This window comes from Rhodococcus sp. 11-3 (assembly GCF_023704055.1).
In the GTDB taxonomy this organism is placed as follows: domain Bacteria; phylum Actinomycetota; class Actinomycetes; order Mycobacteriales; family Mycobacteriaceae; genus Rhodococcus; species Rhodococcus aetherivorans.
The window spans coordinates 2,970,678-2,992,117 of record NZ_CP080406.1 but is presented as its reverse complement, the minus strand read 5'-3'; the positions used below and the strand labels follow the sequence as shown (position 1 = coordinate 2,992,117).

Genomic DNA, 21,440 nt, shown 5'->3' with positions numbered 1-21,440 from the left:
CGAGACTTTCGCTCACGGGCGCGCCGCCCCGGGGGTCACGGGCGCGCCGCCCCGGGGGTCACGGGCGCGCCGCCCCGGGGGTCACGGGCGCGCCGCCCCGGGGGTCACGGACGTTCCGGCGCCAGCAGCGGCCGCAGTGCGTCGAGGACACGGCTGGCCATCAGCGCCTTGGAGCCGTGCGCGAGGGCGGTCTCGGAACCGTCCGCGGCCAGCAACCAGCCGTCGTTGTGGTCGACCTCGAACGCCTTCCCATCGCCGACGGCGTTCACGACCAGCAGGTCGCAGCCCTTGCGGGCCAGCTTGGCGCGGGCGTGGGTGAGGACGTCGCCCTCGGCGTCGCCCGTTTCGGCGGCGAAGCCGACGATGACGGTGCTCGCCGGCAGCGTGCCCTCGGTGCGGGCGGTCACCAGCCCGGCGAGGATGTCCTCGTTCTTGGTCAGCGCGATCGCGTCCGGCTCACCCCGGCCCTTCTTGATCTTGCTGGTGGCGAAGGTGGTGGGCCGGAAGTCGGCGACGGCCGCGGACATGACGACCGCATCGGCGCCGGCGGCGTGCTTGGTGACCGCGGCCTGCATCTGGGCGGCGGTCTGCACCCGCACCACGTCCACCGCGGCAGGGTCGGCCAGGCCGGCCACGGCCCCGGCGACGAGGGTGACGTCGGCGCCGCGCTGGGCGGCCAGCCGGGCGAGGGCGTAGCCCTGCTTGCCGGAGCTGCGGTTGCCGAGGAACCGGACCGGGTCCAGCGGTTCGCGGGTGCCGCCGGCGGAGACGACGATGCGCCGGCCGGTCAGGTCCCGCGGCAACGCGTCGGGCCGTTCGAGCAGCAGCGACGCCAGGCCGAAGATCTCGTCGGGCTCGGGCAGCCGGCCGGCGCCGGTGTCGTGCCCGGTGAGCCGGCCGGAGGCGGGCTCGACGACGACGACGCCGCGACGGCGCAGGGTGGCGACGTTGTCCACCGTCGCGGGGTGTTCCCACATCTCGGTGTGCATCGCCGGCGCGAACACGACCGGGCACCGCGCGGTGAGCAGCGTGGCGGTGAGCAGGTCGTCGGCGCGGCCGTGGGCGGCGCGGGCCATCAGGTCGGCGGTGGCGGGGGCGACGACGACGAGGTCGGCCTCCTGCCCGAGCCGCACGTGCGGCACCTGCGGCACGTCGGCGAACACGCCGGTGTGCACGGGGTTGCCGGACAGGGCCTCGAAAGTGGCGCGGCCGACGAACTCGAGCGCCGAGTCCGTCGGGATGACCCGTACGTGGTGTCCGCTCTCGGTGAAGGCGCGGATCAGCGCACAGGCCTTGTACGCGGCGATGCCGCCGCCGACGCCGATGACGACGCGGCGGCGCTGCCCGAATTCCGAGTGGTCCGCGGTGCCCGCGGCGCGCTGGCTCACTCGCCTTCGGCGTGCTCGAGCAGGTCTGCGTGGATCTCCCGCAGCGCGATCGACAGCGGCTTCTCCTGCAGGCCCGGCTCGACGAGCGGGCCGACGTACTCGAGAATGCCGTCGCCGAGCTGGTTGTAGTAGTCGTTGATCTGCCGGGCGCGCTTGGCCGCGTAGATCACCAGCGCGTACTTCGAGGAGGTGCGCTCGAGCAGCTCGTCGATGGGCGGGTTGGTGATGCCCAGCGGGGTGTCGTAGGCCGGCAGGTCGTGCCCGGCGGTGTCGGACACGGCTGCTTGGGTGCTGCTCACTCGGTATTCTCCTGTGTCGTTCCGGAGCTCTGGCGGGGTCCGGGGTTCGGGGTCGAGGCCGGGGATGTGGTGATCGGCCGCGGACGGTCGGCGGGATCGTCGCGGGGACCGACCAACAAGGATACCAATTCGTCGCAGGCGCGGTCGACGTCCTCGTTCACGATCACCGTGTCGAACTCGTCGCGCGCGTCGAGTTCGGTCCGGGCGGTCTCGAGCCGGCGGCGGACGACCTCGTCCGATTCGGTGCCACGGCCGGTGAGTCGGGCGACCAGCACATCCCAGCTCGGCGGCGCCAGGAAGGCCAGCACGGCCTCCGGCATGGCGGCGCGCACGGACCGGGCGCCGGTGAGGTCCACCTCGACGAGCACGGGGCGTCCCGAGGCGAGCGCGTCCCGCACGGGCCCCGCGGGAGTGCCCGAGCGTTGCAGACCGCCGTGGATCTCGGCCCACTCGAGCAGGTCCCCGGACTCGATCATCCGATCGAAGTCGTCGCGGCTGACGAAGTGGTAGTCCACCCCGTTCACCTCGCCGGGCCGGGGATCGCGGGTGGTGGCCGACACGCTGAACAGCAGGTCGGGCACCCGGCTGCGGAGCCGGCGGACAACGGTCGACTTCCCGACGGCGGAGGGGCCGGCCAGCACCACCAGCCGGCCCCTCCGCGTCGTGGAACCGCTGTCCGACACGGTGTGTGCGTCAGCTACCACCGGTCGCTCAGGCGTCGAAGTCGAACCTGGCGAGCAGCGCCTTGCGCTGACGGTCGCCCAGGCCGCGCAGGCGACGCGTCGGGGCGATCTCGAGCTCGGTCATGATTTCCTGCGCCTTGACCTTGCCCACCTTCGGCAGGGCCTCGAGCAGGGCGGACACCTTCATCTTGCCGAGGATCTCGTCGTTCTCGGCATCGGCCAGGACCTGCTTGAGGTCGGTGCCGCCGCGCTTCAGGCGGTCCTTGAGCTCAGCCCGGGCGCGACGGGCAGCAGCCGCCTTCTCCAGAGCAGCGGCGCGCTGCTCGTCGGTCAGCTGGGGAAGGGCCACGGTTCCTCCGTCTCATCGTTGGCAAACAGTCTCATCCGCCGGTTAACCAGCGGCGATAGCGACCGTACTCACGCCGGACGACGATTGCGAACCCACCCCCCGCCGTTTCGGCTCGAAAACACGTGCGGTAGTGCGCCCGGATCGCCGTCCCCGACCCGGTCCGGCCGGGCCCCGCGGGCACCGTCCACCACCTCGGCGAACACGGCATCACCGCAGGTAGAGGCGCTGCGCTCGGCGTGGCGGGCCGGTGCGGGCGTCCGCCTGCGAGGCGACGCCGACGCCGGCTCGTCCCGGCCGGAAACGGATCGGAAAAATATCCGCGCGCGAGCGTGTCGGGGCGCTCCCACCTGCGTCGGAACGGACATTCGACCCGGATCCGGGAATCGGATCCGGGCCGAGCCGGAGGTGGCGGTGCGGGGCCGGTCAGGCCCGCAGAAAGGCGAACGAGTCCACGGTGCGGGCCACGGCGCCGCGCAGCGCCGCGACCGTCGGGCCCGCCCGCAGCACCTCGCGAGAGACGTTCGGCACGACGGCGTCGAGGTGCTCGCCCGCCAGACGGCGCACGTCGTCGGCGGTGCCGCCCTGGGCGCCCACGCCGGGCATCAGGATCGGCCCGTGCAGCGCGCTCAGGTCCGGCGCCCGGGTGAGGGTCGCCCCGACGACGACACCCACCGAGCCGAGGGTGTCGGCGCCGGCGTTGCGGGCCGCGGCCTCGTCGACCATCACCTGCGCGACGCTGCGCCCGTCGGAGACGCGCGCGTGCTGCACCTGCGCCCCCTCCGGGTTGGAGGTGGCCGCGAGGACGAACACCCCGCGCCCGTCGGCGGTGCGGCGCAGCGCCGGCTCGAGCGACCCGAACCCCAGGTACGGCGAGACGGTGACCGCGTCGGACCCGAGCGGGGACGCGTCGGTCAGCCACGTGCGGGCGTAGGCGTCCATCGTCGAACCGATGTCGCCGCGCTTGGCGTCCGCGAGGACGAGGGTGCCGGTGCCCCGCAGCGCCGCGACGGTGCGTTCGAGCACCGCGATGCCCGCGGAACCGAACGCCTCGAAGAACGCGACCTGCGGCTTGACCACGGCCACCTGCCCGGCGAAGGCGTCGACGCACGCCTCCGCGAACCGCTCGAGACCCGCGACGTCGACCGTCAGCCCCCAGTCGGTGAGCAGTTCCGGGTGCGGGTCGATGCCGACGCACAGCGGCCCGCGCTCGGCGAGGGCCGCGTGCAGGCGCTGCCCGAACGTCGTCACGACGCCGGGCCCGTGGTGCCGTCGGGCAGGCCGCCGACGCCGGCGGATTCCGCCGCCGCGTCCTCGCGGAGCCCGGCGTGCATCTCCTGCAGCGAGCGGACCCCGATGTCGCCACGGATGGCGGCCTCGATGCCCTGGACGGCCGCGGAGGCACCCTGCACGGTGGTGATGCACGGGATGTTCGCGGCGACGGCGGCGGTGCGGATCTCGTAGCCGTCGATGCGCGGCCCGGAATTGCCCCACGGGGTGTTGATCACCATGTCGACCTCGCCGGCGCGGATCTTCTCGACGATGGTGTGTGCCCCCTCGGGCCGCTCCTCCTCCGACACCTTGTACACGTGCTCGCACGGGATGCCGTTGCGGCGCAGCACCTCCGCGGTGCCGATCGTGGCGAGCACCCGGAAGCCGAGGTCGGCGAGCCGCTTGACGGGGAAGATCAGCGACCGCTTGTCCTTGTTGGCGACCGAGACGAACACCGAGCCGGAGGTGGGCAGCGACCCGTAGGCGGCGGTCTGGCTCTTGGCGAACGCGGTGCCGAAGTCGTCGTCGATGCCCATGACCTCGCCGGTGGACTTCATCTCCGGGCTGAGCAGCGAGTCGATGCCGGTGCCGTCGGCGCGGCGGAACCGGTTGAACGGCAGCACCGCCTCCTTCACCGCGACGGGAGCGTCGGCCGGGGCGTGCCCGCCGTCGCCGTGGGCGGGCAGAATGCCCTCGGCGCGCAAGTCGGCGATGGTTTCGCCCATCATGACCCGGGCGCAGGCCTTGGCGAGCTGCACCGCGGTGGCCTTCGAGACGAACGGCACGGTGCGGGAGGCGCGCGGGTTGGCCTCGAGCACGTAGAGGATGTCGTCCTTGAGGGCGTACTGCACGTTGAGCAGGCCCTTGACGCCGATGCCGCGCGCGAGGGCCTCGGTGGAGCGGCGCACGTTCTCGAGATCGGAGCGGCCGAGGGTGATCGGCGGCAGCGCACACGACGAGTCGCCGGAGTGGATGCCGGCCTCCTCGATGTGCTCCATGATGCCGCCGATGTAGACGTCGGTGCCGTCGCACAGAGCGTCGACGTCGATCTCGACCGCGTCGTCGAGGAAGCGGTCGACCAGCACCGGGCGGTCCTCGGAGATCTCGGTGGCGCGGGAGATGTAGTTCTCGAGCGCCGTCTCGTCGTAGACGATCTCCATGCCGCGCCCGCCGAGCACGTAGGACGGGCGGACCAGCACCGGGTAGCCGATGCCGGCGGCGATCTCACGGGCGCCCTCGAAGGTGGTGGCGGTGCCGAACTTCGGCGCCGGCAGGCCCGCCTCGGTGAGCACCCGGCCGAACTCGCCACGGTCCTCGGCCAGATCGATGGCCTCCGGGCTGGTGCCGACGATCGGCACCCCGGCAGCCTTCAGCCGCCGCGCGAGCCCGAGCGGGGTCTGGCCGCCGAGCTGGACGATGACGCCGGCGACGGTGCCGGACTGCGACTCGGCCCGGTACACCTCGAGGACGTCCTCGAAGGTGAGCGGCTCGAAGTAGAGGCGGTCGGCGGTGTCGTAGTCGGTCGAGACCGTCTCGGGGTTGCAGTTGACCATGACGGTCTCGTAGCCGGCCTGCGACAGGGTCAGGGCAGCGTGCACGCACGAGTAGTCGAACTCGATGCCCTGGCCGATGCGGTTGGGGCCCGAGCCGAGGATGAGCACCTTCGGCCGCTCGTGCTGCTCGGCGACCTCGGTCTCGGCGTCCGGGTCGAGCTCGTACGTCGAGTAGTGGTACGGGGTCCTGGCCTCGAACTCGGCGGCGCAGGTGTCGACGGTCTTGTACACCGGGTGCACGCCGAGCTGCTCGCGCAGGGCACGCACCGCGTCCTCGTCGCCGAGTTCGGGGCGCAGCGCCGCGAGCTGCCGGTCGGAGAAACCGTGGTGCTTGGCGAAGCGCAGTTCCCGCGCACCGAACGTCCCGGCGGCGCGCACCTTCTCCCCCAGCTCGACGATCTGCTGGATCTGGTCGAGGAACCACGGGTCGATCTTGGTGGCGTCGAACAGCTGCTCGACGGTGGCGCCGAGCTCGAAGGCCTTGGCGATGCCGTAGAAGCGGCCGTCGTGCGGGACCTTCAGCTCCTCGAGCAGGCTTCCGAGATCTTCCGTCTCGACCTCGGGGCCGGTCCAGAACCCGGACCGCTTGGTCTCGAGCGACCGCAGGACCTTGCCGAACGCCTCGGTGAAGTTGCGGCCGATGGACATGGCCTCACCCACCGACTTCATGGTGGTGGTCAGGGTGCCGTCGGCGCCGGGGAACTTCTCGAACGCGAACCGCGGGGCCTTGACGACGACGTAGTCGAGCGTCGGCTCGAAACAGGCCGGCGTCTCCCTGGTGATGTCGTTGACGATCTCGTCGAGGGTGTAGCCGATGGCGAGCTTGGCGGCCATCTTCGCGATCGGGTAGCCGGTGGCCTTCGACGCCAGCGCGGACGAGCGCGACACGCGCGGGTTCATCTCGATCACCACGAGGCGACCGTCGCGCGGATCCATCGCGAACTGGATGTTGCAACCGCCGGTGTCGACGCCGACCTCGCGCAGGATCGCGATCGACAGGTCGCGCATCTCCTGGTACTCGCGGTCGGTCAGGGTCATCGCCGGCGCGACGGTGACCGAGTCGCCGGTGTGGACGCCGACCGGGTCGACGTTCTCGATCGAGCAGACGATCACGACGTTGTCGCGGCCGTCGCGCATGAGCTCGAGCTCGTACTCCTTCCAGCCGAGGATGGACTCCTCGATGAGCACGTTCGCGGTCGGCGAGGCGGCGAGGCCGCCGCCGGCGATGCGCTCGAGATCGGCCTCGTCGTAGGCCATGCCGGAGCCGAGGCCGCCCATGGTGAACGACGGGCGCACCACGACGGGGTAGCCGAGTTCGGCGACGGTGTCGCGCACCTCGTCCATCGTGTAGCAGACCCGCGAGCGCGCGGACTCGCCCCCGCACTTGGCGACGATGTCCTTGAACTTCTGCCGGTCCTCGCCGCGCTGGATGGCGTCGAAGTCGGCGCCGATGAGCTCGACGTCGTACTTGGCGAGGATGCCCTGCTCGTGCAGGGCGACTGCGGTGTTGAGCGCGGTCTGCCCGCCCAGGGTGGCCAGCACCGCGTCGATCGGGGTGCCCTTGGCCTGCTCGGCGGCGATGACCTTCTCGACGAACTCGGCGGTGATCGGCTCGACGTAGGTGGAGTCGGCGAACTCCGGGTCGGTCATGATCGTCGCCGGGTTGGAGTTGACGAGGGAGACCCGCAGGCCCTCCTCGCGCAGCACCCGGCACGCCTGCGTGCCGGAGTAGTCGAACTCGCAGGCCTGGCCGATGACGATCGGGCCGGAGCCGATGACGAGGATGTGGGAGAGATCGGTACGGCGTGGCATTTAGTTCTTCTCTCCCTCGAGCATGCTGGTGAACCGGTCGAACAGGTAGGAGGCGTCGTGCGGGCCGGCCGCCGCCTCGGGGTGGTACTGCACGGAGAAGGCGGACCCGTCGAGCAGGCGCACGCCCTCGACGGCGCCGTCGTTGGCGCAGGTGTGGCTGATCACGGCCCGGCCGTAGGGCGTGTCGAACTCCTGCCCCGCTTCGCCCTCGAGCGCGAAGCCGTGGTTCTGGGCGGTGATGGCGATGCGGCCGGTCTCGTGCTCGATCACGGGGATGTTGATGCCGCGGTGGCCGAACTTCATCTTGTAGGTGCCCAGGCCGAGGGCGCGGCCGAGGATCTGGTTGCCGAAACAGATGCCGAACAGCGGCAGTCCCTGCCCGAGCACCTCCTTGGTCAGGTGCACCGCGCCGTCCGCGGTGGCCGGGTCGCCGGGGCCGTTCGAGAGGAAGACCCCGTCGGCCTTCAGGTCCAGGATGTCGTGCAGCGTCGCGGTGGACGGCAGCACGTGCACGCGCATGCCGCGCTGGGCGAACATCCGCGGGGTGTTGGTCTTGATCCCGAGGTCGATCGCGGCGACGGTGAAGCGGGCCTCGCCGTCGGGCTCGACGACGTAGCCGCTCGTGGTGGTGACCTCACCGGCCAGGTCGGCGCCGAGCATCGACGGCTGGCTCCGCACCCGATCCAGCAGGGTCTGCTCGTCGGCGAGGGCATCACCGGAGAAGACGCCCGCCCGCATCGAGCCGCGGGTGCGCAGGTGCCGCACCAGGGCACGGGTGTCGATCCCGGCGATGCCGACGATGTGCTGCCGCTCGAGCTCGTCCTGCAGGGAGCCGGACGCGCGCCAGCTCGAGGTGCGGCGCGCCGGGTCGCGCACGACGTAGCCGGCGACCCAGATCTTCGCGCCGGCGGGGTCACCGGTGGGCCCGACGGACTCGTTGTCCTCGGTGTTCCACCCGGTGTTGCCGATCTGCGGGGCCGTGGAGACCACGATCTGCCGGTGGTAGCTCGGGTCGGTGAGGGTCTCCTGGTAGCCGGTCATGCCGGTGCTGAACACGGCCTCGCCGAGGGTCTGCCCCACCGCACCGAAGACGGTGCCGCGGAACGTGCGCCCGTCCTCGAGCACCAGGATCGCGGTGTCCGTGTCGAAGTTGTTGCCGCTCATGCGTTCTCTCCGTTCTGCTCGACCTCACCGGAGCTCGCCGCATCAGCCGAAATCTCGCGTACCGTCGTCGCTGTACCAGCCGTCCAGGCTGTCGTCCTAGCTTTCACTGTCCCGGTAATTCTCGTTCGTCTCCTGCACCCACAGGGGGTAGATGGTCTTGTCGTCGCCGCGGAATCCCGTGTCGATCTCGGTGCCGGAGGGCAGCTGCCAGCGGATCACCAGCACACCGTCCTTGGTCATCACCTTCCCGGCGAGGCCCCGTTCGGTGCGGATCGCCCGGATCGAGTCCTGCGGGATCCAGATCGGCGAGGCGCCGTCGCGTTCGAGCAGCACTCCGGCGCGGTAGCGGCTGAGCTCGCCGGCCGCGCGGTGGCCGAGGTCGCCGACGGCGATCCGGTCCTGCCAGCTCGGCGCGAGGGTGCTGCCCACGTACAGGCCTGTGCTCGGGGCCACCAGCTGCTCCCCCAGCTCGGCCGGCACCGGCGGGAGGGCACCGACGGCATCGGCCTGGCGTCGGCCGCGGCCGCGCCAGCCCTTCCACATCAGCAGGGCCAGCACCACCCACAGGGCGACGAAGCCGAGTGTGAGCAACACGCGGTCCATCACCGCACCCCGCTTCCGGTGGCCGGCCGGACCGTGCCGTCGAGCGCGGTGATCCGGCCGCGCAGCACGGTCGCGACGACCTTGCCGGGCAGGGTCATCGCCTCGTACGGCGTGTTGTGCGCGACCGAGGCCAGCTCCGGTCCGCGCACCGTCCACTCGGCGTCGGGGTCGACGAGCACCACGTTGGCCGGCTCCCCCACCTCGAGGGGCCGCCCCTGGTCGTCGAGGCCGACGATCTCGGCGGGCCGTTCGCTCATCACCTTCGCGACGCCGCGCCAGTCCAGCAGCCCGGGGCGGACCATCGTCTCGACGACGATCGACAGGGCCGTCTCGAGGCCGAGCATGCCGGGACGGGCCTGGGAGAACTCGCAGCACTTGTCCTGCTCGGCGTGCGGGGCGTGGTCGGTGGCGACGCAGTCGAGCACGCCCTCGGCCAGGCCGCGGCGCAGCGCCTCGACGTCGGAGCGCTCACGCAGCGGCGGGTTGACGCGGTTGACGCCGTCGTAGGTCTCGAGCCGCGAATCGTCCAGCAGGAGGTGGTGCGGGGTGACCTCGGCGGTGATCGGGATCCCTTGCGCCTTGGCCCATTTCACCAGCTCGACGGTGCCGGCGGTGGAGGCGTGGCAGATGTGCACGCGGGCTCCGGCGTCCCGGGCGAGCAGGGCGTCGCGCGCGACGATGGACTCCTCGGCCGCGCGCGGCCAGCCGGCCAGGCCGAGGCGCGCCGCGGTGGGGCCCTCGTGGGCGACGGCTCCGGCGGTCAGCCGCGGTTCCTCGGCGTGCTGGGCGATGAGGACCCCGAGCGAACTCGAGTACTCGAGCGCCCGGCGCATGATGAGCGGATCGTACACGCAGTGCCCGTCGTCGGAGAACATCCGGACGCGGCCAACGCCGGCGGCCATGGTGCCCATCTCCGCGAGCTGCTTGCCCGCGAGGCCGACGGTGACGGCGCCGACGGGGTGCACATCGACGAGGCCGACCTCCTGCCCGCGCCGCCACACGTGGTCGGTGACGACGACGGAGTCCGCGACGGGGTCGGTGTTGGCCATCGCGAACACCGCGGTGTAGCCGCCGAGCGCCGCCGCGGCGGATCCGGTGTCGATGGTCTCGGTGTCCTCGCGGCCGGGCTCGCGCAGGTGCGAGTGCAGGTCGACGAAGCCGGGCAGCAGGACCCGTCCGGCGCCGTCGATCACCTCGGCGTCGGAGCCGGCATCGAGGTCGGTCCCGATCCCGAGGATCTGCTCGTCGCCGAGCAGCACGTCGGTCGGCGCGCCCTCCCCGTAGACGAGCACGTTGCGGATGAGCACCTGCGGCGACACCGAATCTTCTCCTGTCCCAGTGTTCTTCGTATCCTGCGCGGCTGCGCGGTCCGCGTGCGAGCCGGTCATGCGATCGCGCTCTCCGTGCCGACGAGCAGACGGAACAGCACGGCCATGCGCACGTGCACGCCGTTGCTCACCTGCTGCAGCACCGCGGTCTGCGGGGCGTCGGCGACCGCGGAGGCGATCTCCATGCCGCGCAGCATCGGACCGGGGTGCAGCACCACGGCGTGCTCGCCGAGCATCGCCAGCCGCTTCTCCGACAACCCGTATCCGATCGAGTACTCGCGCGCCGACGGGAAGAACCCGCCGTTCATGCGTTCGGCCTGCACCCGCAGCATGAGCACCGCGTCGAGGCCGGGCAGTTCGGCGTCGAGCGAGTGCGACACGGTCACCGGCCAGGTCTCCACGCCCACCGGCAGCAGCGTGCGGGGCGCGACCAGCACCACTTCGGCGCCGAGCGTGGACAGCAGCAGCGCGTTGGAGCGGGCGACACGGCTGTGCAGGATGTCGCCGACGATCCCGATGCGCCGGCCGGCGATCGACCCGAGCCGCTGCCGGAGGGTCAGCGCGTCGAGCAGGGCCTGCGTGGGGTGTTCGTGGGTGCCGTCGCCGGCGTTGATCACCGCCGGCCCGCCGCCGTTGCCGTCGCCGGTCCAGTCGGCGATGCGGTGCGCGGCGCCCGAGGCGGGGTGCCGCACGATCAACGCGTCCGCGCCGGCGGCGTGCAGGGTCAGCGCGGTGTCGCGCAGCGATTCGCCCTTGGCGACCGACGAGCTCGAGGCGCTGACGTTGATCACGTCCGCGCTCATCCACTTGCCGGCGACCTCGAACGAGACCCGGGTGCGGGTGGAGTTCTCGAAGAACACCGTCATCACGGTGCGGCCCCGCAGGGTCGGCAGCTTGCGCACCTCACGGCCGAGCAGCGCCTGCTCGAACCGTTCGGCCTCGTCGAGAAGCTCGGTCGCGGACGCCTCGGTCAGGTCCGCGATGGAGAGCAGGTGCTTCACGAAATCTTGCCTCCGGAGATCACCACGGCGTCGCGGTCGTCCTGCTCGGTGAGCAGGACCCGCACGTCCTCGGCGCGGGCGGTGGGGACATTCTTGCCGACGTAGTCGGCGCGCAGCGGCAGTTCGCGGTGGCCGCGGTCGACCAGGACGGCGAGCTGCACGGCGCGGGGCCGGCCGAGGTCGCGCAGGGCGTCGAGCGCGGCGCGCACCGAGCGGCCGGAGAACAGGACGTCGTCGACGAGGACGACGAGGGCGTCCTCGACGCCGCCTTCGGGCACCGACGTGCGCTCGAGCGGCCGGTGCGGCTTGGTGCGCAGGTCGTCGCGGTAGAGGGTGATGTCGAGGGAGCCGACGGGCACGGTCACCCCGGAGAACTCGGCGATGCGTTCGGCGAGCCGGTGCGCGAGGGTGGTGCCGCGGGTGGGGATACCGACGAGGACGACGCGGGGGGCCTCGCCCTCGGGGGCGTCGAGCGCGGTCTTCTCGATGATCTGGTGCGCGATGCGGGCGACGGTGCGGCCGACGTCGGCTGCGGAGAGCAATTCGCGGGCCGGACCGGGCGTGGATACCGGCGACCCGTCTTCGGACATGGCCATACTGCGACCTCCTTCTCCGCCTCGCTGGACGGATCGTTAAAGGATGCCTGACGGTGCATCAGCCTAGCAGCGGCCGGTGACCCCCAGACACGGGTGCGGGGTGAGGCGTGCCACAGGCCGCCGTCCCGGTAGCGACGAGCGGGCCCGGCCGGCGACTTCCGTCCCCGGCCGGGCCCGCTCACGTTGCGATGTCAGGGCCGCTCGGACTCCCGCTGCTCGGCCGGCTCGGCGGCGCGCGACGAGGTGGCCGCCGCGGCGGCACGGACCTGGTCGGCGAGCGCCACGATCTGGCCGAGGATGCCGTTGACGAAGGCGGGCGAGTCGTCGGTGGACAGCTGCTTGGCCAGTTCGACGGCCTCGTCGACGGCCACCACCGGCGGCACGTCGGAGGCGTGGAACAGCTCCCACACCGAGATGCGCAGGATCGCCCGGTCCACGGCGGGCAGCCGCTCGAGCGTCCAGTCGTGCAGGTGCTCGGCGATCACCTGGTCGAGCTCGTCGAGATGCTCCGCCACGCCGCGCACGACGGTCTGCGTGTACGGCGGCACCTGGGCGACCTGGTCGTCGGTTACGGCGAGCGCGATGCGGTCGGCCGCGAGACCGACCGGGTCGATGTCGCGGGCTTCGGCCTCGAACAGCAGGTCGACGGCGCGCTTACGCGCCTTGTGCCGGGCTCCGAGTTTCTTCTGCGTACCGGACACTCAGGAATTCACTCGCCCGAGGTAGCTGCCGTCACGCGAATCGACCTTGAGCTTGTCGCCGGTGTTGATGAACAGCGGGACCTGGATCTCGGCGCCGGTCTCGAGGGTCGCCGGCTTGGTGCCCCCGGTGGAGCGGTCGCCCTGCAGGCCGGGATCGGTGTGGGTGACCTCGAGTTCGACGGTGACCGGCAGTTCGACGAACAGCGGGGTGCCCTCGTGGGTGGCCACCTGCACCTGCATGTTCTCGAGCAGGAACTTCGCGCCGTCGCCCAGGGTCTCCTCGTTGATGGAGATCTGGTCGTAGGTCTCGCCGTCCATGAACACGTAGTCGGTGCCGTCGTGGTACAGGTACGTCATGTCGCGGCGGTCGACGGTGGCGGTCTCGACCTTCACCCCGGCGTTCCAGGTCTTGTCGACGGTCTTGCCGGAGAGCACGTTCTTGATCTTCGTACGGACGAACGCCGGCCCCTTGCCGGGCTTGACGTGCTGGAACTCGATGATCTGCCACAGCTGACCATCGATCTTCAGCACGAGCCCGTTCTTGAAATCGCTGGTATCGGCCACTTGGTTTCGCGTCTCCTAGAGTCGAGGTACCGCCCTTATACGACGGTCAATGTCTTGTCGGTGAGCGTGAGCAGCTCCGGTCCCTGCTCACGCACCACGAGCGTGTCCTCGATCCGCACGCCTCCGCGCCCGGAGAAGTACACGCCCGGTTCGACGGTCACCGCCGCACCGCAGGCAAGTGTACCGGTCGCCGCCTGGCCGATTCCGGGTGCTTCGTGGATCTCCAGACCGACCCCGTGGCCGAGTCCGTGCAGGAACAGATCACCGTGCCCGGCGTCGGCGATGACGCCGCGGGCCGCGGCGTCCACGGCGGCCAGGTCGACGCCCGGCACGAGCGCCGCCCGCCCGGCCGCCTGGGCGCGCGCGACGAGGTCGTACACCTCCCGCTGCCAGTCGGCGGCCCGCGCGAGGACGTAGGTGCGGGTCATGTCGGAGTGGTATCCCCCGACCTGCGCGCCGAAGTCGAGCTTGACGAAGTCCCCGGCGGCGAGCACCGCGTCGGTGGGCCGGTGGTGCGGCACAGCCGAGTTCGCCCCGGTCGCGACGATCGTCTCGAAGGAGATGCCGTCGGCGCCGTGGTCGAGCATGCGGGCCTCGAGATCGCGGCCGACCTGCCGTTCGGTGCGGCCCGGGCGCAGCCCGCCGGCGGCGACGAGGTCGGCCAGCGCCCGGTCCGCGGCGGCGCACGCCGCCTTCAGCAGCCCGACCTCGTGTTCGTCCTTGACCATGCGCAACTGCTCGACCAGCCGGGGCGCGGGCGTGAGGGTGAGCGGGCTGTCCAGCCCCGCCCAGCGCACGTGCTGTTCGACGGTGACGATGTGGCTCTCGAAGCCCCACCGGGCCGGCGTGGCCGCGGAACCGACCAGGTGATCGGCGCTGGCGCGGGCGATCCGGGCCCGCAGGTCGGGCACCTGCGCGGCGATCTGGGTGAGGTAGCGGCCGTCGGTGCACACGACGGTGCGGGACTCGTCGGCGTCGTCGTCGGCGGTGACGAGCAGCGCGGCGTTCGAACCGGTGAAGCCGGTGAGGTAGCGGATGTTGAGCAGGTCCGTCACCAGGAGCGCATCGAGGTCCCGGTCGGCGAGCAGCCGGCGCAGCGCGGCGCGGCGGGAGGCGTGATCGGCGGGCATGGGCTCAACGTACTCCCGGGGCGGGGCCGGAACGGCCGCCGCCCGGGCGGTGACGACGAAGGGCAGGACGACGAAGGGCAGGACGATGAGGAGCGGAGACCATGTGGGGCGGAACACACTTCCGCCGATCCAGACGTTACTCTGAGGTACATGAAACCCTGGTTGCTTCGCGGGCTCGGCCTGACCCTCGTGCACGTGCTCGTGCGGGTCCTGCTGGGGGCCGCCCTGGTGCAATGGCCGCTGCAAGGCTCGGTGCTGCGGATGGTCGCGCTGGCCGTCGTCGTGCTCGCCGCGATCGTGTGGGCCGGGCTCGACGGGATCCGCGACCAGCGGGCGCACCCGCAGTCGGAGGACGGTGCGGACCTGACGATGCTGTGGCTGAAGGCGGCGGCGGTCACCGGCCTCGTCGCCGGCCTGCTCACCTGGCTGATCGACACGGTCAGCCCGATCCAGGTCGGGGTCAAGTCGCTGTTCTTCGAACTGACCTCGGGTGCGGCGTTCACCGTGCTGCTGGTGTACGTCCCCGCGACGGCCGCGGTGATGCTCGGGCGGTTCCTGGTGCGCCGGGAGCAGCGCAAGTCCGCGCCGAAGGCGAAGCCCGACGCCGGGCCGGCGCCGGTCGGGGCGGCCGCGGCGCCGGATCCGGGGTGGCGCGACGACGACGCCCCGACCGAGGTGTTCGAGCGGATCGATCCGGACCGCCGCCCCTAGCGTCTCCCGATCGGACCGGGCCGGTTGCGGAATCGGGTCCGTGGCCGGAGGCCGGCAGGTACCGTTCCGCCCATGGCCGGACGCGGGGCGCGCGGTACCCACGGACGCCGGCGGACGGCGCTGGTCGTCGCGGGCGCGGGCGCGCGCGGTGCCTATCAGGCCGGGGCGATCACCTCCCTGCTTCCCCGGATGACGCGGCACGGCGCAGCGCCCGCGATCCTCGTCGGGACCAGCGCGGGCGCGATCAACGTGCTCGGGCTCGCCGCGTTTGCCGACGAGGGACTGCCCACGGCCGCGGAACGGGTCGTGGACCTGTGGACCGGGGTGGGCTCGTCCGACGTGTACTCGTCGGTGCACAGCCTTCTCGGCACCGGCGCGGCCTTCCTGGGCCAGGCGATCGGCTTTCCCCGCACGCGTCTCGTCAGCCTGCTCGATACGACCCCGATCCGGGGAACCCTGCAGCGCCTCGTCCCGTGGACCCGGCTGCACGAGAACATCCGGGCCGGGTTGGTGGACGCGGTCGCCGTCGCGACGACGTCCGTGGCCACCGGCGGGACGGTGGTGTTCGTGGAGAAGAACGATTCGGTGCGCCTGCCCGAGTACGACATCCGCCGCAACATCAGCTACGTCGAGACGACGCTGACCGTCGACCACCTGCTGGCCTCCTCGGCGGTCCCGATCCTGTTCCGGCCCATCCACGTCACCGACCGATGCGCCCCGCAGCGCTCCGGCTGGTACATCGACGGCGGACTGCTGCTCAACACCCCGATCAAACCCGCGCTGCTGCTGGGCGCGAACGACGTCGGCGTCGTGGCGACGCAGCCGCGGGTGTGGCCCCCGCCGGTCGCGGCGCGCACCGGGAGGCACCGGCCGGCGCCTCCCGACGTGGCCGGCGTCGCGGCCCTGGCACTGCGCGCGATGCTCGGCTACCGGATGATCGAGGATCTGCACACGCTCGAATTCCGCAACGCACGGATCGCGCAGACCCGCGCGGTGTCCCCGACCGACCGTCCCATCGGGATCGACTTCGCCGGCCCACCACCGGGCCAGGCCGGCCGGATCGCCGAGATCGCGGAGGACGTGGTGCGTCGCCGGCCCGCCGTGCGCCGGTTCCTGCGCAACCCCGCGCCGTCCGTCGTCGCGCGGCTGGTCGGCGGCGATGACGAGGATCGCGGAGACCTGCTCAGCTTCCTGCTGTTCGACCCGGAGTTCACCTCCGCGATCGCCGACCTGGGCCGGGAACACGGCGCCGAACCGAGCTCCGCGCCGGCCGTGGAGGGCATCCGGGCGTGATCCGCGCCCGGGCCGGAATCGGACGGGACGGGCGGAACGGACCGATTATGCGAGGAGTCGTGTCACACGACGTGCCGGTGGTGTAATTGTGAAGCATCGGGATCGAGAATCGGGAGCAGGCGAGGGAAAGCCGCTCGCCCGATCGGACGCACCGAGGGGGATTGCGATGGCCGACTTCGATCGATGGCCGACCGACCTGCTCGCCGAGTTCGTGGCCGACCTCGAACTGGGCCGCACCCCTGCCCTCCCGGTCGGCGTCGAGACCGCCGCGCGCGAGGAACTGGCCCACCGGAGCCTCGACGGCGGATGAGACCGATCCTCGGCAGAGTCCCCACGCGCAGCGACCGCCCCAGCACCGCCCCGTCCGCGACCCGGATGCCGGGCAGGCGGAGCCGCCCGGTCGGATCCCCCTGCCGCGATGCGATCACCGAAAATCAATCCGACTGGCGCCCAATACATTTAGAGTAGGGAACCATGGGAGAGCGCGCTCCGGTATGCCCCGACGGGAAGACGGCCCCGAACGGCTCGGACGAGGGTGGGCCTTGGTGCTCCCGGACCGGTGGTGAACCGCAGCTGGGACGACTGCTCGGGGCGATCCTGCCGCTGACGCACCCCGCCGGCCTGTGGTCCACGACGTGGGGCCTCGCGAAGGGCTCGTGCAGCGCCGCCGCCAAGGTGGTGCGCGGACGAGTGCTCGGTCGCCGCCACCCGGGCACCCCCGAGGCGGCCGACCCCGTCCTGCCCGCGAGCTGGTGGCCCGACGACCTCGACATCGAGGCGGCGGCCAGGAAGTGCCCGGGGGTGGATCTGTACGCGGTGACCGTCGACTTCGTCGACCGCCACCACGGGTTCGCGCTGTCGATGCTGGGCGGCATCCCGTCCTGGACCGCCGCCTGGTATTCCCGCGTGGGCGTCGCCTACCTGCACGCCCACCGGCTCTCCCATCCCGTCCGGGACAACCGGGGCCGCCGCGGAACGCCCGTGCCGTCGCGTGCCGGCCGTCCCGGCCTGCAGGTCGTGCGCGGCGCCGAGTAGTCGCAGCGTTACATCGCCTGAAACCGCTATCATCGCCGTATGACGATCAATCGCGACGGTGGTGCGGTCCGGACGTCGACCGGGCCGGTGTCGGACCTCGACGCCGCGGTGGCGCTGTTCCACAGCCTCTCGGACGGCACCCGATTGGCGATCGTGCGACGGCTCGCCGAGGGTGAGGCGCGGGTGGCGGACCTCGTCGGTGAGCTGCGGTTGGCGCAGTCGACGGTCTCTGCGCACATGGCGTGCCTGCGGGACTGCAACCTCGTCGAGGGCCGCCCCCAGGGCCGGCAGGTGTTCTACTCGCTGACCCGACCCGAGTTGATGGATCTGCTCGCCTCGGCCGAGACGTTGCTGGCCGCGACCGGGAACGCGGTCGCGTTGTGCCCGAACTACGGCACCGGCACCGGGAGCGCGTCGTGAGCGACGCCTGCGGTTGCGGCCACGCCGAACCCCGCCTCCCCGGCGAGGACGAGGACGCGCCCGAGAAGTTGTGGCAGATCACGGAGATCCGGGCGGCCGCCGCCGCGGGGGTCCTGCTGGTGGCGGCCCTGATCGTCCGTGTCGGCGGCGGACCCGACGCTCTCGGTGTGGGACTCGAGGCGGTGGCCTTGATCGTCGCCGGCTACACCTTCGTCCCCGCCACGCTCGAACGCCTGGCCAGGGGCGGGATCGGCGTCGGGACCCTGATGACGATCGCGGCCCTCGGCGCGGTGCTGCTCGGTGAGGTCGGCGAGGCCGCGATGCTCGCGTTCCTGTTCGCGATCAGCGAGGGACTCGAGGAGTACGCCGTCACCCGCACCCGCCGTGGCCTGCGCGCACTGCTGTCCCTGGTCCCGGACACCGCCACGGTGCTGCGCGACGGTCGCGAGCAGACCGTTCCGCCTGCCGACCTCGCGCTCGGCGAGGTCATGATCGTCAAACCCGGGGAGCGGATCGCCACCGACGGGATCGTCCGATCCGGGCGCACCGCCCTGGATACCTCCGCCGTCACCGGGGAATCGATGCCCGTCGAGGCCGGTCCGGGCGACGAGGTGTTCGCCGGGTCGATCAACGGCACCGGTGTCCTCGAGGTCGAGGTCGCCGCCGGCGCGCAGGACAACTCGCTGGCCAGGATCGTGCGGATCGTCGAGGCCGAGCAGTCCCGCAAGGGCGACGCGCAACGCCTGGCCGACAGGATCGCCACCCCACTCGTCCCGGCCGTGATGGTCGCGGCCGCGGCCATCGCCGTCGTCGGCAGCCTGGCCGGGGATCCGCGCGTGTGGATCGAACGCGCCCTGGTGGTGCTGGTCGCCGCGTCGCCGTGCGCGCTGGCGATCGCGATCCCGGTTACGGTCGTCGCCGCGGTCGGCGCCGCATCCAGGTTCGGCGTCCTGGTCAAGGGCGGCGCCGCCCTCGAGGCTCTCGGCCGCATCCGCGGCATCGCGTTGGACAAGACCGGCACCCTCACCCGGAACCGGCCCGCCGTGCTCGACGTCGCCACCGCGGAGGGAACGACCCCCCACGACGTTCTCGCCGTGGCCGCCGCTCTGGAGGCCCGCAGCGAACACCCCCTCGCCCCGGCGATTCTCGCCGCCGTCGACGACTACGTGCCGGCCGAACAGGTGGACGCGGTCCCCGGTGCCGGCCTGACCGGCCGCATCGCCGGCGCTCCTGTCCGGCTGGGCCGGCCCGGCTGGATCGACGCCGGTCCGCTCGCCGCGGACATCGAGCGGATGCAGCATGCCGGGGCCACCGCGGTCCTCGTCGAACGCGAAGGCGCCGCGATCGGGGCGGTCGCCGTCCGCGACGAGCTCCGCGCGGAAGCGCGCGAGGTGGTCGCCGGGCTGCGCCGTGACGGCTACACCGTCGCGATGCTCACCGGCGACCACGACCGCACCGCCCGAGCCCTGGCCGCCGACGCCGGTGTCGACGAGGTGCACGCCGACCTGCGCCCCGAGGACAAGGCCCGTCTCGTCGAGACCCTGCGCGCCACACGGCCGACCGCGATGGTCGGCGACGGGGTCAACGACGCCCCTGCGCTCGCGGCCGCCGACCTCGGCATCGCGATGGGTGCGATGGGCTCCGACGTCGCCATCGACACCGCCGACGTCGCCCTGATGGGCGAGGACCTGCGGCACCTGCCCCGAGCGCTCCGCCACGCTCGACGGTCGCGGACGATCATGCTGCAGAACGTCGGACTGTCCCTGGCGATCATCACCGTTCTGATGCCACTCGCCCTGTTCGGAGTCCTCGGCCTGGCCGCGGTCGTCCTCGTCCACGAGGTCGCCGAGATCGTCGTGATCGCCAACGGAGTCCGGGCCGGGCGCGCTCGGAGCCCGACTGCGACGGCACGACCAGCGCCGACGGCGGCCGAGCCGATCGCCGGAACCCGGTCATGACCCGAGACGCCGGCTCCCCCTCGGCCGGCGTCCACGAGGGGGCGTTCACGGCAGCGCGGACGGACGCAGGACCCGGCCCCGGACGTCGGCCCGCACCCGTTGCACGAACTGCTCGCGCCCGAGGCACGCCCGCTGCCCCGACTGCGGCACCAGTGCGCTGACGGTCTCGTCCGCGAGTTCCTCGTCGCCGACGATCGCGATGTACGGGTCGCGGTGCAGGCGCGCGGCCCGGATACGGCTGCCCAACGAACCCCCGGCGAGCACGTCGACGCGAATCCCCTCGGCCACCAACCTGTCCCGCAGCCTGCCGGCCCCGTCGCCGTGGCCGTCCCCGACGGGCAGGACCGCCACCTGGCGGGGCGACAGCCAGGGCGGCATGCGCCCTTCGAAGCGTTCGACGAGCATCGCGATCAGCCGCTCCATCGACCCGAGCACACCCCGGTGGATCATCGCGGGCCGATGCCTGCGCCCGTCCTCGCCGGTGTATTCGAGGCCGAAGCGCTCGGGCTGAGTGAAGTCGAGCTGGACGGTGGACACGGTCTCCTCGCGCCCGTGCGCGCCGGCGACCTGGATGTCGATCTTCGGACCGTAGAACGCGGCCTCCCCTTCGGCCTCGAAGAAGTCCAGCCCGCGCCGTTCGAGCGCTCCGCGCAGTTGATCCTGGGCGTGCGCCCACTGCTCGCCGGTGCCGAGATACCGCCCGCCGGCGTCACCCAGGGACAGGCGGTAACGCCGGTCGTCGAGCCCGAGGACCCCGTAGCAGCGCTCGATCGCACTCAGCGCGAGTTCCACCTCCGCGCCGACCTGTTCGGGCGCGCAGAACACGTGCGCGTCGTCGAGACTGATCTGCCGGACCCGGCTCAGGCCGGCGAGCACGCCGGACAGTTCGCTGCGGAACATCGATCCCAGCTCCGACAGGCGGATCGGCAGGTCGCGGTAGCTGCGGCCCCGCGAGGCGAAGATCTGGGCGTGGTGGGGGCAATTGGCGGGCCGGAGAACGAAACTCTCGCCTCCGACCCGCATCTCGGGGAACATGTCGTCGGCGAATTTGGACCAGTGGCCGGACCGGACGAACAATTCCTTCTTGGCGAGCACCGGGGTGTAGACGCGGCGACAGCCGGTTTCGGCCGCCACCTCGGCGGCGAAGGCCTCGAGTTCGGCACGGATCACCGCACCGTCCGGCAGCCACAGCGGAAGGCCCGCACCCACTATCGGTGCGGTGGCGAACATTTCGAGTTCGCGACCGAGCACTCGGTGATCTGCACCGTTCATGATCCGTTCCTCGACTCTCGTGTCGGCGAGAGGAAGCGACGTGCCCGAACACGACGAAAGCCCCGGGACGTCGACTCCCGGGGCTCGCGTGGTGGGTCAGCAGTGAGCGACGCGGCGCCGGAAGGCATCCGGCGTCGTCGTGACCTGCTGAGCGTTCATCATGACGGGAATCGTACGGCCGGTACCACCCGGAAATCAACGAAGAGCCGAGGGCGAATCCGAACACGTTGCGGCGAAAAGTCTTTCATTTCCGTGGCTGCGGTCGGCCGTCCGGTGGGGCCGCGACCTTCGATTCGGAAAATTCTTTGATT

Annotated in this window: 21 protein-coding genes; 6 read left to right on the top strand and 15 right to left on the bottom strand. The window is 71.9% G+C overall.

The genetic code is table 11. The features are described from left to right. Positions 1-104 precede the first annotated feature (104 nt). From coaBC to KZJ41_RS14190, 14 genes are all read right to left on the bottom strand, one after another. On the bottom strand, positions 105-1,388 hold the full coding sequence (gene coaBC / locus KZJ41_RS14255; RefSeq protein WP_006937650.1) for a bifunctional phosphopantothenoylcysteine decarboxylase/phosphopantothenate--cysteine ligase CoaBC: 1,284 nt from the start codon (positions 1,386-1,388) through the stop codon (positions 105-107). Further along, positions 1,385-1,687 (bottom strand): DNA-directed RNA polymerase subunit omega, encoded by a 303-nt coding sequence (gene rpoZ / locus KZJ41_RS14250; RefSeq protein WP_003935406.1) that lies wholly within the window; start codon positions 1,685-1,687, stop codon positions 1,385-1,387. The genes coaBC and rpoZ overlap by 4 nt, the downstream gene beginning before the upstream one ends. Next, positions 1,684-2,331 carry a guanylate kinase gene (gene gmk / locus KZJ41_RS14245; protein ID WP_006937649.1) on the bottom strand — a complete coding sequence of 216 codons (648 nt, stop codon included), beginning with the start codon at positions 2,329-2,331 and terminating at the stop codon, positions 1,684-1,686. The genes rpoZ and gmk overlap by 4 nt, the downstream gene beginning before the upstream one ends. A 67-nt stretch (positions 2,332-2,398) precedes the next feature. Then, positions 2,399-2,719, bottom strand: a complete 321-nt coding sequence (gene mihF / locus KZJ41_RS14240; protein ID WP_003935409.1) for an integration host factor, actinobacterial type — start codon at positions 2,717-2,719, stop codon at positions 2,399-2,401. Between the two features lie 423 nt (positions 2,720-3,142). Next, positions 3,143-3,967 (bottom strand): orotidine-5'-phosphate decarboxylase, encoded by an 825-nt coding sequence (gene pyrF / locus KZJ41_RS14235; protein WP_029543601.1) that lies wholly within the window; start codon positions 3,965-3,967, stop codon positions 3,143-3,145. Further along, complete coding sequence (gene carB / locus KZJ41_RS14230; protein WP_006937639.1) at positions 3,964-7,353, bottom strand: carbamoyl-phosphate synthase large subunit; 3,390 nt, start codon at positions 7,351-7,353, stop codon at positions 3,964-3,966. Before carB ends, pyrF begins: the two co-directional genes overlap by 4 nt. Beyond that, positions 7,354-8,517, bottom strand: coding sequence for a glutamine-hydrolyzing carbamoyl-phosphate synthase small subunit (gene carA, locus KZJ41_RS14225; protein ID WP_006937638.1), 1,164 nt, complete (start codon positions 8,515-8,517; stop codon positions 7,354-7,356). Between the two features lie 96 nt (positions 8,518-8,613). After that, positions 8,614-9,120, bottom strand: a complete 507-nt coding sequence (locus KZJ41_RS14220) for a hypothetical protein (protein ID WP_029543596.1) — start codon at positions 9,118-9,120, stop codon at positions 8,614-8,616. After that, positions 9,120-10,439, bottom strand: a complete 1,320-nt coding sequence (locus tag KZJ41_RS14215; RefSeq protein WP_065922580.1) for a dihydroorotase — start codon at positions 10,437-10,439, stop codon at positions 9,120-9,122. The genes KZJ41_RS14220 and KZJ41_RS14215 overlap by 1 nt, the downstream gene beginning before the upstream one ends. Before the next feature lie 65 nt (positions 10,440-10,504). Further along, a complete protein-coding gene (locus KZJ41_RS14210; RefSeq protein ID WP_006937625.1) occupies positions 10,505-11,449 on the bottom strand; it encodes an aspartate carbamoyltransferase catalytic subunit in 945 nt (314 codons plus the stop codon). Then, entirely contained in the window at positions 11,446-12,045 is a 600-nt protein-coding gene (gene pyrR / locus KZJ41_RS14205) for a bifunctional pyr operon transcriptional regulator/uracil phosphoribosyltransferase PyrR (protein WP_006937623.1), read from the bottom strand. The genes KZJ41_RS14210 and pyrR overlap by 4 nt, the downstream gene beginning before the upstream one ends. 191 nt (positions 12,046-12,236) lie before the next feature. Beyond that, positions 12,237-12,746, bottom strand: a complete 510-nt coding sequence (gene nusB / locus KZJ41_RS14200) for a transcription antitermination factor NusB (RefSeq protein ID WP_006937621.1) — start codon at positions 12,744-12,746, stop codon at positions 12,237-12,239. Beyond that, positions 12,747-13,310, bottom strand: coding sequence for an elongation factor P (gene efp / locus KZJ41_RS14195; RefSeq protein WP_006937620.1), 564 nt, complete (start codon positions 13,308-13,310; stop codon positions 12,747-12,749). 35 nt (positions 13,311-13,345) lie between these two features. Continuing rightward, positions 13,346-14,440, bottom strand: coding sequence for an aminopeptidase P family protein (locus tag KZJ41_RS14190; protein WP_006937618.1), 1,095 nt, complete (start codon positions 14,438-14,440; stop codon positions 13,346-13,348). A gap of 150 nt (positions 14,441-14,590) precedes the next feature. Here KZJ41_RS14190 and KZJ41_RS14185 point away from each other — a divergent pair, with 150 nt between their 5' ends. The 6 genes from KZJ41_RS14185 to KZJ41_RS14160 all read left to right on the top strand — a co-directional run bounded on the left by KZJ41_RS14185 (position 14,591) and on the right by KZJ41_RS14160 (position 19,857). Beyond that, entirely contained in the window at positions 14,591-15,151 is a 561-nt protein-coding gene (locus tag KZJ41_RS14185; protein WP_029543592.1) for a B-4DMT family transporter, read from the top strand. Positions 15,152-15,223: 72 nt separating this feature from the next. Continuing rightward, positions 15,224-16,444 carry a patatin-like phospholipase family protein gene (locus KZJ41_RS14180; protein ID WP_065922581.1) on the top strand — a complete coding sequence of 407 codons (1,221 nt, stop codon included), beginning with the start codon at positions 15,224-15,226 and terminating at the stop codon, positions 16,442-16,444. 166 nt (positions 16,445-16,610) lie between these two features. Next, positions 16,611-16,754: a hypothetical protein gene (locus KZJ41_RS14175; RefSeq protein WP_006937614.1), complete on the top strand. Its 144-nt coding sequence runs from the start codon at positions 16,611-16,613 to the stop codon at positions 16,752-16,754. A 164-nt stretch (positions 16,755-16,918) separates the two neighbouring features. Then, positions 16,919-17,479, top strand: a complete 561-nt coding sequence (locus KZJ41_RS14170; RefSeq protein ID WP_029543588.1) for a hypothetical protein — start codon at positions 16,919-16,921, stop codon at positions 17,477-17,479. Between the two features lie 39 nt (positions 17,480-17,518). Continuing rightward, on the top strand, positions 17,519-17,899 hold the full coding sequence (locus KZJ41_RS14165) for a helix-turn-helix transcriptional regulator (RefSeq protein WP_043801063.1): 381 nt from the start codon (positions 17,519-17,521) through the stop codon (positions 17,897-17,899). After that, complete coding sequence (locus KZJ41_RS14160; RefSeq protein WP_251550930.1) at positions 17,896-19,857, top strand: cation-translocating P-type ATPase; 1,962 nt, start codon at positions 17,896-17,898, stop codon at positions 19,855-19,857. The genes KZJ41_RS14165 and KZJ41_RS14160 overlap by 4 nt, the downstream gene beginning before the upstream one ends. 45 nt (positions 19,858-19,902) lie before the next feature. Here KZJ41_RS14160 and thrS read toward each other — a convergent pair whose 3' ends face one another. Continuing rightward, the gene (gene thrS / locus KZJ41_RS14155) at positions 19,903-21,132 is read right to left on the bottom strand and encodes a threonine--tRNA ligase (protein WP_255326728.1); all 1,230 of its coding nucleotides are present in this window, start codon (positions 21,130-21,132) and stop codon (positions 19,903-19,905) included. Positions 21,133-21,440: the final 308 nt, after the last annotated feature.

Excerpts from the sequence above, each read along its gene's own strand:
- KZJ41_RS14170 (WP_029543588.1), top strand. The coding sequence starts at position 16,919 with ATGGGAGAGCGCGCTCCGGTATGCCCCGACGGGAAGACGGCCCCGAAC.
- KZJ41_RS14175 (WP_006937614.1), top strand. The coding sequence starts at position 16,611 with ATGGCCGACTTCGATCGATGGCCGACCGACCTGCTCGCCGAGTTCGTG.
- pyrR (WP_006937623.1), bottom strand. The coding sequence starts at position 12,045 with ATGGCCATGTCCGAAGACGGGTCGCCGGTATCCACGCCCGGTCCGGCC.
- carB (WP_006937639.1), bottom strand. The coding sequence starts at position 7,353 with ATGCCACGCCGTACCGATCTCTCCCACATCCTCGTCATCGGCTCCGGC.
- KZJ41_RS14220 (WP_029543596.1), bottom strand. The coding sequence starts at position 9,120 with ATGGACCGCGTGTTGCTCACACTCGGCTTCGTCGCCCTGTGGGTGGTG.
- KZJ41_RS14165 (WP_043801063.1), top strand. The coding sequence starts at position 17,519 with ATGACGATCAATCGCGACGGTGGTGCGGTCCGGACGTCGACCGGGCCG.
- KZJ41_RS14180 (WP_065922581.1), top strand. The coding sequence starts at position 15,224 with ATGGCCGGACGCGGGGCGCGCGGTACCCACGGACGCCGGCGGACGGCG.
- carA (WP_006937638.1), bottom strand. The coding sequence starts at position 8,517 with ATGAGCGGCAACAACTTCGACACGGACACCGCGATCCTGGTGCTCGAG.
- KZJ41_RS14185 (WP_029543592.1), top strand. The coding sequence starts at position 14,591 with ATGAAACCCTGGTTGCTTCGCGGGCTCGGCCTGACCCTCGTGCACGTG.
- KZJ41_RS14190 (WP_006937618.1), bottom strand. The coding sequence starts at position 14,440 with ATGCCCGCCGATCACGCCTCCCGCCGCGCCGCGCTGCGCCGGCTGCTC.